Here is a 13114-nt window from a genome sequence, read left to right as displayed (position 1 = left end):
CAAGTCGGGATGACAGGATTTGAACCTGCGACCCTCCGCTCCCAAAGCGGATGCGCTACCAAGCTGCGCCACATCCCGCGGTCCTCAGGTCGCGGTGGAGGCCTCACGGCCGACCGCGCATCAGGGCCAACAGAAGATAGTACGTGGCGCCTGTTGCGACTCGACCAACGGGTGCCGGACGCACCGCCACCCACCCCGATTTAGAAATCCGGCGCGCCGCCAGGTACAGTCACTCATCGCACGCGGCGAACTCCGGTCCCGGCGATCGCGAGCACGCGGGTGTAGCTCAATGGTAGAGCCCTAGTCTTCCAAACTAGCTACGCGGGTTCGATTCCCGTCACCCGCTCCACCACACCCCTCGACCCGGTCGAGGACACGATCCGACCCTGGTCCGTCGAAAGACGAGGACCAGGGTCGTTTCGTTTCTCTGTGCGCTCAGCGACCGCCGATCCCTAGATGAAGGGATCCAGCCACGGAATATCGCCGAACTCGTACCAGTCGTACGGGTAGTCGTAGTAGGGCGGCAGGTCCGGCAGAGGCGGTGTCTCCGGTGTGTCTTTCACCGCGCCGTTCTCCCCCGGACCCGTCGAGATGACGGGTGGCGGACACGGGGCGGTCTGCCCGTTGGCGATGGGCATCGTGCATGGTGCGTCGGCGCTCGCAAGTGCCGCGCCACCGAAAAGCCCGGCGGTGGCGGTGGCGACAGCGAACGTCAAGGTGGTCAAGGGTCGGTTCATTGCTCTCGGTCTTCCATTCGCAGACGTCAGCACCCCCCTCCGCGCGGAAATGTCTCCCGACCTGCGTGCACTCTCGGGCACGCGCCCTGTCCTTCCCGGGTGCCGACATCCAGATTGCTCCGGCCGACGACGCTGTTTGCGGTGTTCGCGAAGCCGAAACACAGCTGTGACACACGACACACTCGCGTAAGGTGGGGGCATGTCATCCACACATACGAAAACCCAGCGAAAGTGTCAGACCTGCGGCGCACCGCTGTATATACGCAGGGACATCACCGAATCCGAGACCGGGCTCGAACGCGTCGACATCATGCTCGTGTGCCGGGACGAGGCGTGCACGCAGCCGGTGCGGCATCTGCGCACAGAGCACCCGCAACCCGCCTGAGTCCCGGCGCCCCTGTGGGACAACCGATCCTGTTGACACCACCACGACAGGGGCGATGATGTACGCCGATGAGATGATCGGCGGAGTCTGCCATTGGTTTGTGACTACCATCACTCCGGTTGCGGTCAATGCGCTCACCACGGGTTTTTGCCAGCTCGCATGCCCCGTTTGCGATCGCGGCGCCGGCGAGGTCGTTGCATTCCTTGGCCGTTAGACAACGGTTGTGTAACGATGGATTCGCGCTTTCAGATGTACAGCGCGAGATATTCATCGAACCGAAGGTACGACTAGTGCAGACCAACAATGTGCCGACCACGCGGTCTCGTCGACGCACCACTCGGCGCCTCAGCGGGATCGTCGTCGGCGTCCTGGCCATGGCTCTCGCCCTCCCCGGCGTTGCGAACGCTGCACCCGTCACCGTGATCCCCGGCCTGCCGCCGGTCGAGATCCCCGTGATCCCGGGCCTGCCGACGCCGCCGGCACCGAGCACCCCGAAGGCCCCGGAGCCGCCGTCGAGCAGCACCACCCCGGAGAAGCCCGCGGGTCCGGCCATCCCGAACGTGAAGTCCCCGACCGGGTACATCGCCCTGGCCGACGACAAGACCCACACCATCACGTGGTGGAAGAACGGCGAGGTCGTCAAGACCATGCCGATCTCGATGGGTTCGGACAAGCACCCGACCCCGAACGGTGTCTACTACACCAAGGAGAAGTACCGCGACATGTACATGGATTCGTCCACGTACGGTGTGCCGGTCGACTCCGCCGAGGGCTACCGCACCTACGTCGAGTACGCGACCCGCATGTCGTGGGACGGCATCTTCATCCACGCGGCACCGTGGTCGGTCGCGCAGCAGGGCAACAGCAATGTGAGCCACGGCTGTATCAACGTCACCACCGAGTTCGGCAAGTGGGTCTACGACAACGTCCCGCGCGGAACCCCGATCGTGGTCCGGAACACCATCGGCGGCCAGTACAACGGCAACTGATCTGGCGTTCCAACAGACCTCGAAGGCCGGTCACCTCCACGGTGACCGGCCTTCGTTGTCGGTGTCGGACGACAGCCGTGACGCGCGACTCGGGAGACTCCTCAAGCAGCGCGGACGTCGTCCGCGGGAACGGCGGCGAACGTCGCCTGCACCTGCAGCCAACCCGCGATCACCTGACACCCGGTCGAGACGGGATCGGTGACAGAACCGAGTCGATAGGGCTCGTGGCCGTACGAGGTGTGCCGTCCGCCCGGCGAATTCGCCCACGCGACACCGAGGAACCGCATCACCGACGGCAGATAACAGCGGATCTCCCACCAGGCCGATGCGAGTCGGTGGATGTCCCGCCGCCACTGCGACGGGCGCACCGCGGTGCGGCGGGCGTTCTGGAAGGCGTTGCGGCGCAGCACCTCGAATGCGCTGCGTCCCCAGCGGCCCAGCGCGGCGAAGGTCATCGCCCGGGTGAGGTCGGCAATGTCACGGACCAGGGAATCGGCGCGTGCGTTGCAGATCATGTCGTCGGGGGCGCCCACCCACATCACGGGCAGGCCCGCCGGTAACTGTTCCCCGGGACCCGCGACACCCCATCCGTCGCATCCGGGTACGGCCCCCGGCGGCTGGTGCGGATCCGCGACGAGTCCGACGCCGATCACTCGGTCGACAACGGGATGACGGCGCGCCCCCAGTTCGGCGAGCGCCGCCCGGATCACCACGGCACCTTGCGAGTACCCCAGCAGGGCAACCGATCCCGTGGTCTGCTCGAGCAGCTCGGACAATCGCCGGGAACCGATCGCCGCACTGTCGGCGAAGCTCATGCCGCCGGGATGGGGCGCCGGGCCGTAGCTCGCCGGATAGGCGACCCAGCGGCAGGAGAACCGATCGTCGAGTTCGGCGGTCACGCCCGAGAGGAGACCGGTCACCTCGGTGCGGACGTCGCCCGGGTACGACTCCCCGGTTCCGCCGACCACGAGGACGGTGATCGCCGGCCGATAGACGTCCCCGAGGGCGTCGTCGAGGGTCTGCTCGTCGCTGTACACCCATCCAGCGTGACGACCGCACATGTGAGCGGACGTCAGACGACGCTGTGGGTTCGCTGAGATCCTCCGGACGCTTCCGCGCCGGATGGAGGTCAGAAGGTGGCGCCGGGCGGCGGCTTGGCGACGTAGTCCGCGGTCTCGATGATCGCGATGAAGAAACCACTCCCCTCGATCACGTTCGCGCTGTGGCTCAGGCCGGCCGGGATGTAGATGCTCGCCGGGGCCTCCACCACATACGACTCGTCGCCCAGGGTGATCTCGTAGACCAGGTGATCGAGCGAGAGGAGGATGTTGATCTCGGGACAGTCGTGCACGTGGGGTTCGCAGTAGTCCCGGGTCGCGGCCGAGACGGCGCGCATCTCATGGGCGACGACCCGCTTCTCGGCCTCGGGGAACAGATCGCCGCCGGCTAGGACGCGTCGGGAGATCGGCGCATCAGAAGCGCCGTGGAACGGCACGTCCTTCAGCGGCGACACCTCACCACGCGAGATCAGGCCGGCATGGACACGCGACTCCTCGACGATCGACACGCTTACCCCCACCAGATTGCGACGCGGATGCAGTGCATCCCGAACTTCCGCGATGTTACTGAGGTTCGCCTATCCATACATCTTTTGAGGGAAGCGTCACGTCTGGCACACCGGGCACCAGTAGAGCTTGCGGGCCTCGAGTTCGGCGAGCAGAACCGGAGTGCCGCAGATGCGGCACGGCTCCCCTGCCCGGCGGTAGACGTAAGTCCGCGGACGATTCGCCGCGTACGCCGGCGCCCCGTGGTCGTCCTCGGGCCGGATCACGTGGATCCGGCCGCGGCGCACGCCCACCTTCATGAGCGCCACCAGGTCGGTCCACATCTTGTCGAATTCGCTTCGGGCGAGGCCCTTCCCGGGGCGCATGGGGTCGATACCGGCACGGAAGAGGACCTCGGCACGGTAGACGTTGCCGATTCCCGCGATGACCTTCTGGTCCATCAGCAGTGCGCCGATCGGTCGCGACGAGCGGGAGATCGCCGCCCAGGCGCGGTCCGGGTCGGCGTCGCGTCGCAGCGGGTCGGGACCCAGTCGGGCGATCAGCGCGTCGAGGTCGGCAGGGTGGTAGATCTCACACGCCGTCGGTCCGCGCAGGTCGGTGGCGGTGTCCTCGGTCTCGATACGCAGCCGGACCTGTCCGACCGGCTCCGGCGGCGGCGCTGTCAGCTCGGTGAAGGCGCCGTAGAGGCCGAGGTGGATGTGCACCATCCGCTCGGTCCGTCCGTCGCGATAGCGGTGGAGCAAGTGTTTGCCCCACGCCTCCGCGGCGTGGAAGGTCATCCCGTCGACAGCGGCCGCACCGTCGGCGAACCGCCCCTGGGGGCTGGTCACCCGAACCGGTCGGCCGCCGAAGAGTCGCTGTTGCCGGCGGGCGAGCCGGTGCAGCGTATGACCTTCGGGCACCGATCAGGCCGGCGGCTGCGGGACCTCGGGGGCCACGCCGGTGCGCTCGTACTCGGCGAGGATGTCGATGCGGCGCTGGTGGCGCGCCTCATCCGACCACTCGGTGGCCAGGAAGGCGTCGACGATGGCGAGGGCTTCCTCGGTGGAGTGCATGCGCCCGCCGATGCCGATCAGCTGGGCGTTGTTGTGCTGGCGTGCGAGCTGCGCGGTCTCGACACTCCAGGCCAGGGCACAGCGGGCGCCGGGCACCTTGTTCGCGGCGATCTGCTCGCCGTTTCCGCTGCCGCCGAGCACGATGCCCAGGCTGCCCGGGTCCGCGACGGTCCGGGTCGCGGCGTCGATGCAGAAGGCCGGGTAGTCGTCGAGGGCGTCGTAGACGTGGGCGCCACAGTCCACCACCTCGTGTCCGTTCGCCGTCAGGTGGTCGGCGATCTGGTTCTTGAGTTCGAATCCGGCATGGTCGGCACCGAGATAGACACGCATGGCGCCACTATAGATTGAGGGCGTGGACACGCCTGCGCCCATCCCCCGAGCGTTGCCGAACCCGATCCCGAACGTGCCCGGGGTCGCCGACCCGCTCCCGGAGACACCGCCCGACCCGTCACGACGCTGGCTTCGCGCGGCTCGTTTCGCCGCGCGCCCGCAGCTGCATCCGTGGGAGATCCCAGTCCTCGTCCTCGTCATCCTCACCACAACGGTGGGATACGCGGCGATCGTGCTCCTCGTCGCCCTCGGCATGTTGGACCAGATCCTGCTGGCCGCCTTAGCATTTCCGCTGCTGCTGTTCGTGATCCGCGGTCTGACCTATGCGACACCGCGCGTGAACGGCGTGCAGATGACGCCCACCCAGTTCCCGGAGGGCTACCGCATGGTGGTCGAGGCCGCCGCCCGATACGGGCTGGAGTACGTTCCCGACGCCTACGTCGTGCTCGGGAACGGACAGATCAACGCCTTCGCCTCCGGCCACGGATTCCGCCGGTTCGTCGTCGTCTACTCCGACCTGTTCGAGGTCGGTGGCGCCGCGCGCAGTCCCGAGGCGCTGGAGTTCATCATCGGACACGAGGTCGGGCACATCGCGGCCGGGCACACGTCGTACTGGCGTCAGCTGGCAACGGTCTTCGGCACCAACATCCCTCTGCTCGGCAGCGCCCTGTCACGGGCGCAGGAGTACACCGCGGACAACTACGGCTACTACGCGAAGCCGGCGGGGGCTCCGGGCGCGATCGGCGTCCTGGCCGCCGGCAAGTACATGCTGTCGGCGGTCGACTTCGACCAGTTCGCCGACCGCGCCACCCACGAACGTGGCTTCTTCGTGCACCTGGTCAATGCGATCTCGACCCATCCCGTCCTGACCTGGCGCGCAGCTGCACTGCGTGACCGCACCCGGGCCGGCGCGATGTTGCTGCGGCCACGCCGGATCGTGCGCGGCATCGGCAGCGGCAACGTCGTGGCCGTGCCACCGCCTGCGCACCCGGCGACGGTCCCGACGGGTTCGCTCCCGAACGGCATCGAACCCCCGCCCAGGTTCTGAGCGGGGGTTCGGGAAGCGGGTTCGCGGAGAGCGAATCGTGCTGCGAATCAGTCGAACTGGGGCCCTTCGGTGCGGCTGCGCTTGAGCTCGTAGAAGTGCGGGTACGACGCGAGGGCGAGCGCCCCGTCCCAAACCTTGCCGGCGTCCTCGCCGCGCGGGATACGTGACAGCACCGGGCCGAAGAAGGCGACACCGTTCACGTGGATCGTCGGGGTGCCGACGTCGTCGCCGACCTTGTCCATTCCCTCGTGGTGGCTCTTGCGGATGGCCTCGTCGAACTCCTCGGAATCGGCGGCCTTCGCCAGCGAGGCATCGAGCCCGAGCTCGGCGAGCGCACCGGCGATGACCTCGTCGAAGTCCTTGATCCCCTCATTGTGGATCCGGGTGCCCATCGCGGCGTAGAGAGGCGCGAGGATATCGTCGCCCTTCTCCGCTGCAGCCGCGGCGATCACCCGGACCGGACGCCATGCGTTCTTCAGCGCCTCGCGGTACTCGTCGGGGATCTCCTTGCCCTCGTTGAGAACGGCCAGGCTCATGATGTGGAAGTTCACGTCGATCGGCCGGACCTTCTCGGCCTCGAGGATCCACCGGGAGGTGATCCAGCACCACGGGCAGAGCGGGTCGAACCAGAAATCGACCCGATCGGTGGTGGACTGGCCCTGCTCTGACATCGTCGACGTCCTCTCAGAAGTGGTGTTCGATCTCGACCGTACCGGCGGCACCGTCAACCGTGCTCAACATCGGCACGCGTCGGGCTGTTCCCGGTTTGTGATGTGAGCTGCGGAAATCTGGCTCGGATCCGGTTACGGTTCCTTGGGAGGACCCCTTCGGGTGGGCCACGTCCGGGTCAGCCACCGTTCTCGGAGAGGAAACGTCCATGTCGTCGACGCCGAATGATCCGGGCTCCGGTCCCGGTCCGGCGGGCGCGCGGGCGAACCCCCGGGGGCTCCGGGCCGAGCAGATCGTCCGGGCGGCGACGATCCTCTTCCAGGACTTCGGCTACCGCAACGTCAGCATCGAACAGATCGGTGCCGCGGTGGGTCTCACCGGTCCCGCGGTGTACCGCCACTTCCCCGGCAAGCACGACATCCTCGTGCAGGCGTTGTTGACCCAGGTCGACCTGGTGGACCAGCTCGTGCGCGAGGCCGACGGCCGCGGCGAGACACCGGCGGCCCAACTGTGGCATTTCCTCGATCGTCTCGGGGACATGACCGCCAATCACGATGTGTCCATCCTCTGGCGCCGCGAACAACGGCACCTGCAGCCCACACAACTCGCCGAGATGCGCGGCTATTTCACGAAGTACGGTGACTACATCGCCGACAAGGTCGTCGCAGTACGACCCGACCTGCCGGACGCCGATGCCCGTCTACTCGGGTTCGCCGTCCTGAGCCTGTACTCCAACACCTCGGTGATCCGCGGGCAGATGCCGCCCGCACGCGTGATGCAGATCCAGCGGGCCATAGCCCGGTCGATCGTCGACTGCGAGGTGCCCGCAGCCGGACCCGACGCCTCATCCCCGTCGCCGCCTACCCGACGCCCCGCCGACCGGCACGAGCGCATCCTCGATGCCGCCACCGACCTGTTCGCCGAGCGGGGTTTCCACGACGTCCGGATCGACGACATCGCGCGGGCGGCCGACATCTCGGTCGCCACCTTCTATCAGCAGATCCCGGGCAAGACCGAGGTCTTGCGCGCGATCCTGTTCCGCGCCCTCGAGGGAATGCTCTTCCTCACGGCCCACGCCCTCGACGGCGTCGAGCCGAGCGACGCCCTCGACGTGCTGATCTCACTGCACGTGGAGCAGGCGCTCGGCGTGCACGGACGGATCGTCCCGATCTTCACCCGCGACCTCGTCTACCTGCCCGAGGCCGACCAGGACGTCTTGCGGTCGGCCCAACGCGCATACATCGCCGAATGGGCCGCCGCCATCCGCGCCCGCGCGCCCGAACTGTCCGAGGGCGACGCCGCAGGCCTCACCCGCGCGTTCATCGGGGTGACCGGTGACATCGTGCAGTCGCCGGAACTGCGCGCACGAACGGGGATCTCCGACGCCCTCATCGCACTCGCGACCGCGATCCTCCAACCCGCCGATCTGCTGTCGGACGGCTGAGCACCGCCAATCTCTATAAGCTGGCCTGCGTGACTGCCCCGAACCTCACCAGAGACCAGGCCCGCGAGCGCGCCGCGATCGTCGACGTGTCGAACTACCAGATCGAACTCGACCTCACCGACGGCAACGGTTCGCCCGGCACCCAGACTTTCAGATCCACCACGACGGTCACGTTCACCGCGACCGAGGGCGCCGAGACCTTCATCGACCTCGTCGCGCCGACGCTGCACTCGGCGACGCTCAACGGCGTCGAGCTCGACGTCTCCGGTTTCGACGAATCCGTCGGCATCGCCCTGCCCGGGCTGGCCGCGGAGAACACCCTCACCGTGGTCGCCGACTGCGCGTACTCGAACACCGGTGAGGGACTGCACCGCTTCGTCGACCAGTCCGACGACTCGGTGTACCTGTACTCCCAGTTCGAGACCGCCGACGCCAAGCGCATGTTCGCCTGCTTCGATCAGCCGGACCTCAAGGCCACCTACACCCTCACGGTCACCGCACCCGAGGACTGGAAGGTCATCTCGAACGCGGCACACGTCGAGACCACCGCCGCCGAACCGGGTATCCACCGCTTCCGCGAGACAGCGCCGATGAGCACCTACCTCGTCGCGCTGATCGCCGGGCCGTACGCCGAGTGGACCGACGTCTACTCCGACGACCACGGCGACATCCCCCTGGGCATCTACTGCCGCGCCTCGCTGGCCGAACACATGGACGCCGACCGGCTCTTCACCGAGACCAAACAGGGATTCGCCTTCTACCACAAGAACTTCGGCATCCCCTACGCCTTCGGCAAGTACGACCAGCTGTTCGTGCCCGAGTTCAACGCCGGCGCGATGGAGAACGCCGGAGCGGTGACCTTCCTGGAGGACTACGTCTTCCGGTCGCGCGTCACCAAGTACCTCTACGAGCGTCGTGCCGAGACCGTGCTGCACGAGATGGCGCACATGTGGTTCGGCGACCTCGTCACCATGCAGTGGTGGGATGACCTGTGGCTCAACGAGTCCTTCGCCACGTTCGCCTCGGTTCTCTGCCAGTCGGAGGCCACCGAGTACACCAACGCCTGGACGACGTTCGCCAATGTCGAGAAGTCCTGGGCGTACCGGCAGGATCAGCTGCCCTCGACCCACCCGGTCGCCGCTGACATCCCCGACATCGCCGCCGTCGAGGTCAACTTCGACGGCATCACCTATGCCAAGGGCGCCTCGGTGCTCAAGCAGCTCGTCGCCTATGTCGGTGTGGACGATTTCCTCGCCGGTCTGCGCGACTACTTCGCCGCCCACAAGTTCGGCAACGCGACGTTCTCGGATCTGCTGGGGGCACTGGAGAAGTCGTCCGGTCGTGACCTGTCGGACTGGGGCGACCAGTGGCTGCGCACCACCGGCATCAACGTCATGCGACCCGATTTCGAGGTCGACGAGTCCGGGGCGTTCACCCGGTTCACGATCGTCCAGGACGGCGCCGCCCCGGGCGCGGGCGAGACCCGCGTACATCGGCTCCGCGTCGGCATCTACGCCGACAACGGTTCCGGCGCCATCGAACAGACCCAGAGCGTCGAACTCGACGTCGAGGGTGAGCGCACCGACGTGCCCGACCTCGTCGGCGTGAACCGCGGAGACCTGGTGCTGCTCAACGACGGTGACCTCACCTATGCGTCGATCCGCCTCGACCCCGAGTCGCTGGCGACCGCGACCGCCCGCATCGGCGACATCACCGACTCCATGCCGCGCACGCTCGTGTGGTCCGCGGCGTGGGAGATGACCCGGCAGGCCGAGATGCGCGCCCGTGACTTCGTCGAACTCGTGCAGCGCGGGATCGCATCGGAGACCGAGATCGGTGTGGTGCAGCGTGTCCTGATGCAGGCGACCACGGCGATCGAGTCCTACGCCGACCCCGCCTGGGTGTCCTCGATTGGTCGGCCCGCTTTCAGCGCCCGGCTGCTGGAACTCGCACGGGGTGCCGACGCGGGCTCCGACCACCAGCTCGCCTTCGTCAACACCTGGCTGGCCGGCAAGCTCAACGACGACCAGGTCGACGTGGTTCGCGCACTTCTCGACGGTGCGGACCCGGCCGAGCAGGGCCTGGACGGTCTCGCCGTCGACACCGACCTGCGGTGGAAGCTGGTGCGGGCATTGGCAACCGCCGGTGCGATCGACACCGACGCGGGTTCGACCCCGACCATCGACGCCGAGGCCCAGCGTGACAACACCGCCACCGGCACCCGGCAGGCCGCCGCGGCGCGTTCGTCGCGACCGCTCCCCGAGGCCAAGGCCGACGCGTGGTCGCAGGCGATCGACGACGATTCCCTGTCGAACATCTACACCCGCACCATGATCGAGGGCTTCGCGCGGCCGGGTCAGGGCGAGCTGCTCGAGCCGTACGTCGAGAAGTACTTCGAGGCGATCCCCGAGGTGTGGGCGCGCCGTTCGAGCGAGGTCGCCCAGACCGTTGTCATCGGCCTCTACCCGAGCTGGGCGATGACGCAGCATGCCCTCGATCTCGCCGAGGAGTTCGTCGCGGGTGACCATCCGCCAGCCCTCAAGCGGCTGATCTCCGAAGGCCGTGACGGCGTTGCACGTTCGCTGCGAGCGCGCGAGTTCGACGCCCAGGACTGATGTTCCGGGTACCGGTGGTGTCGGCGATCAGCGCCGGCGCCACCGGTACCGCACCTGCGGGCGACCGGCCGAGCCGTACTGGGTGTCGCGGTCGAGGATGCCGTCGTCGGCAAGTCGTTCCAGATAGCGCCATGCCGTGACGCGCGAAGATCCCAGTGTGCGAGCCACTTCCGAGGCGGTGAGCCCGTCGGCACTGTCCCGCACCGCACGACACACCGCATCCTCGGTCTGCGGTGCCGAGCCCTTCTTCGCCGACCGCCGGTGATCGCCGGAACGCAACTCGGCCAGTGCCCGGTCGACGTCGCGCTGACTGACCGCCTCCGCCTCACCGGTCAACGCCTCCCGATATCGCAGATACTGTTCGACCTTCTCGCGGAAGGCCGCGAACGTGAACGGCTTGAGCAGGTAGAGCAGCACCCCGCGCGACATCGCGTCGCGCACGGTCGGCAGGTCTCGCTGCGCGGTGATGGCTATGACGTCGGGGGCCGGGCGCACCCCGGACAGCGCGGAGGCGAGGTCGGTGCCGCGGGCGTCGGGGAGACCGAGGTCGAGCAGCACCAGGTCGACGCCATGCGTCCGTGCGGAGCGCAACGCCTCCTGCGCGGTCGTCACCGCGCCGACGACCTCGAAGCCGCCGATTCGTGCGAGGTAGTCACGGTGTGCCTCGGCGATCACCGGTTCGTCCTCGACGATCAGTACGCGGATCACCGGACCTCCCCCGATGGCGACTGCGCCACCCGGATACGCACGGTCACCACCGAGCCGTAGGTGTTCTCGGCGGTCAACGTCCCGTGGTGCCGGGAGACCACTTGCGAGACGAGGGCCAGGCCGAGTCCGCGGCCGGCGCCGTCGCCGCCGGACTTGGTGGAGTACCCCCGGGCGGTCGCGCGTCGGAACAGTTCGCCGTCCATCCCGGGTCCGCTGTCGGCGACGACGATCTCGAGCGCCTCGTGGTCTCCGACAACCCCGACCTCGACCCACGGGTCGTTCGGATCGCAGGCGTCGAGGGCGTTGTCGACGAGGTTCCCCACCACGGTGATCATCTCGCGCGATGACAGGATCTGCGTGGCCTCATCGCTCACCTGCGAATCCTCGGTGAGCGAGAACGCGATTCCCCGTTCGGCCGCCTGTGCGCTCTTCCCGAGGAGCAACGCGACCAGCGCCGGCTCGGCTACCGCCTGGGCCATCTGGTCGATGAGGTGTTGGGACAGTTCGAGTTCGGTGGTCGCGAGTCGGACCGCTTCTTCCGGCCGCCCCATCTCGACCAGTGCGACCAGCGTGTGCAACCGGTTCGCTGACTCGTGAGCCTGGGAGCGGAGCGCCTCGGCGAATCGGGTCATCGAATCCAACTCTCCCATGGCCTCGGCCAATTCGGTCCGGTCGCGGATCGTGACGACCGACGAGCCGCGTCGTCCGGACACCGGCGAGCGACTGACCAGCAGTACCCGTCCGCCCTCGGCGTGCAACTCGTCGGACACCCCGTCGCCGCGGGTCAGGAAGTCCGGCAGTTCGCCTGCGGGGGTGTCGGTTCCGATGCCCAGCAGGCGTTGGGCCTCTGCATTGACCAACGCAGGCCGGCCGTCGGAGACGACGATCAGGCCCTCGCGGACCGCACGCAGCACCGCGTCGTGGTGGTCGTACATCAGACGCAGGTCGTCCGGGGCCAGTCCGCCGGTCTGCCGCAACAGTCGCCGTCGGATCCACCAGACGCCGGCGACCGCCGTCAGCAGGGCCGCGAGGGCGGTGACGGCGATCCGAGGGAGTTCCCCGCGCCAGGTCGACGTGAGTGAACGCTGGGTGATGCCTGCGGCCACCATGCCGAGGATCCGGCCGTCGGGACCCCGGACCGGGGTGATCGTCCGGATGGATGGGCCGAGGGTGCCGGTGTAGGTCTCGGTGATCGTCTCGCCGCGCAGGGCCGCATCGATGCTCCCGATGTAGGGAGCACCGATCAGGGACGGGTCGGTGTGGGTGAAGCGCGTCCGGTCCGGACCCAGCACGGTGATGAAGGCGATGCCGGTCTCCCGACGGATCCGTTCGGTGACCGGCTGCAGGATCGCGCTCGGGTCCGGGGAGGTGAGTGCGGACACCGTCGAGGGCGCCTGGGCGAGGCTGACCGCCACCGCGGTGACCTCGTCGCGGGCGGCCCGGTCGCCGTCAGCGCGCGCGTCGACCGCCGCGAGCACACTGCCCGCCACGACCACGACCCCCACTACGGCCAGCGCGAGCGCCGCCACCTGGCCGGCGAGCGTCCGCGGAAACCACCGCATGCTCGGC

Annotated in this window: 13 protein-coding genes and 2 tRNA genes; 6 read left to right on the top strand and 9 right to left on the bottom strand. The window is 68.0% G+C overall.

Features of this window, described 5'->3' with window-relative positions:
- Positions 1 to 4: 4 nt before the first annotated feature.
- Positions 5 to 78: transfer RNA gene (locus GONAM_RS10640), tRNA-Pro, on the bottom strand.
- Between the two features lie 197 nt (positions 79 to 275).
- Between GONAM_RS10640 and GONAM_RS10635 the strand changes: the two genes are divergently transcribed.
- Positions 276 to 349: transfer RNA gene (locus GONAM_RS10635), tRNA-Gly, on the top strand.
- A 103-nt stretch (positions 350 to 452) separates the two neighbouring features.
- Here GONAM_RS10635 and GONAM_RS10630 read toward each other — a convergent pair.
- Complete coding sequence (locus GONAM_RS10630; protein WP_227026249.1) at positions 453 to 725, bottom strand: hypothetical protein; 273 nt, start codon at positions 723 to 725, stop codon at positions 453 to 455.
- A gap of 211 nt (positions 726 to 936) precedes the next feature.
- Here GONAM_RS10630 and GONAM_RS22450 point away from each other — a divergent pair, with 211 nt between their 5' ends.
- On the top strand, positions 937 to 1122 hold the full coding sequence (locus tag GONAM_RS22450; protein WP_006866773.1) for a hypothetical protein: 186 nt from the start codon (positions 937 to 939) through the stop codon (positions 1120 to 1122).
- 290 nt (positions 1123 to 1412) lie between these two features.
- The gene (locus GONAM_RS10625) at positions 1413 to 2111 is read left to right on the top strand and encodes a L,D-transpeptidase (protein WP_006866772.1); all 699 of its coding nucleotides are present in this window, start codon (positions 1413 to 1415) and stop codon (positions 2109 to 2111) included.
- A gap of 101 nt (positions 2112 to 2212) precedes the next feature.
- Here the strand turns inward: GONAM_RS10625 and GONAM_RS10620 are convergent, their stop codons facing one another.
- From GONAM_RS10620 to GONAM_RS10605, 4 genes are all read right to left on the bottom strand, one after another.
- A complete protein-coding gene (locus GONAM_RS10620) occupies positions 2213 to 3148 on the bottom strand; it encodes a PE-PPE domain-containing protein (RefSeq protein WP_006866771.1) in 936 nt (311 codons plus the stop codon).
- A gap of 92 nt (positions 3149 to 3240) precedes the next feature.
- Positions 3241 to 3678: a cupin domain-containing protein gene (locus tag GONAM_RS10615; RefSeq protein WP_006866770.1), complete on the bottom strand. Its 438-nt coding sequence runs from the start codon at positions 3676 to 3678 to the stop codon at positions 3241 to 3243.
- A 96-nt stretch (positions 3679 to 3774) separates the two neighbouring features.
- Positions 3775 to 4578 (bottom strand): Fpg/Nei family DNA glycosylase, encoded by an 804-nt coding sequence (locus tag GONAM_RS10610; RefSeq protein ID WP_006866769.1) that lies wholly within the window; start codon positions 4576 to 4578, stop codon positions 3775 to 3777.
- Between the two features lie 3 nt (positions 4579 to 4581).
- The gene (locus GONAM_RS10605; protein ID WP_040536043.1) at positions 4582 to 5061 is read right to left on the bottom strand and encodes a ribose-5-phosphate isomerase; all 480 of its coding nucleotides are present in this window, start codon (positions 5059 to 5061) and stop codon (positions 4582 to 4584) included.
- A gap of 22 nt (positions 5062 to 5083) precedes the next feature.
- Between GONAM_RS10605 and GONAM_RS10600 the strand changes: the two genes are divergently transcribed.
- Entirely contained in the window at positions 5084 to 6109 is a 1026-nt protein-coding gene (locus tag GONAM_RS10600; RefSeq protein ID WP_006866767.1) for a M48 family metallopeptidase, read from the top strand.
- Between the two features lie 47 nt (positions 6110 to 6156).
- Here the strand turns inward: GONAM_RS10600 and GONAM_RS10595 are convergent, their stop codons facing one another.
- Complete coding sequence (locus tag GONAM_RS10595) at positions 6157 to 6780, bottom strand: mycothiol-dependent nitroreductase Rv2466c family protein (RefSeq protein WP_006866766.1); 624 nt, start codon at positions 6778 to 6780, stop codon at positions 6157 to 6159.
- 206 nt (positions 6781 to 6986) lie between these two features.
- Between GONAM_RS10595 and GONAM_RS10590 the strand changes: the two genes are divergently transcribed.
- Positions 6987 to 8222 carry a TetR/AcrR family transcriptional regulator gene (locus GONAM_RS10590; protein ID WP_006866765.1) on the top strand — a complete coding sequence of 412 codons (1236 nt, stop codon included), beginning with the start codon at positions 6987 to 6989 and terminating at the stop codon, positions 8220 to 8222.
- A 29-nt stretch (positions 8223 to 8251) separates the two neighbouring features.
- On the top strand, positions 8252 to 10837 hold the full coding sequence (pepN, locus tag GONAM_RS10585; RefSeq protein WP_006866764.1) for an aminopeptidase N: 2586 nt from the start codon (positions 8252 to 8254) through the stop codon (positions 10835 to 10837).
- A gap of 27 nt (positions 10838 to 10864) precedes the next feature.
- Here the strand turns inward: pepN and GONAM_RS10580 are convergent, their stop codons facing one another.
- Both GONAM_RS10580 and GONAM_RS10575 read right to left on the bottom strand, forming a co-directional pair.
- Entirely contained in the window at positions 10865 to 11545 is a 681-nt protein-coding gene (locus GONAM_RS10580) for a response regulator (protein WP_006866763.1), read from the bottom strand.
- Complete coding sequence (locus GONAM_RS10575; RefSeq protein ID WP_006866762.1) at positions 11542 to 13107, bottom strand: sensor histidine kinase; 1566 nt, start codon at positions 13105 to 13107, stop codon at positions 11542 to 11544. The genes GONAM_RS10580 and GONAM_RS10575 overlap by 4 nt, the downstream gene beginning before the upstream one ends.
- Positions 13108 to 13114 lie beyond the last annotated feature (7 nt).

The organism is Gordonia namibiensis NBRC 108229, assembly GCF_000298235.1.
GTDB lineage: Bacteria > Actinomycetota > Actinomycetes > Mycobacteriales > Mycobacteriaceae > Gordonia > Gordonia namibiensis.
Note: the sequence above shows the minus strand (reverse complement) of the source record. Positions and strands in the feature narration are given on the sequence as shown.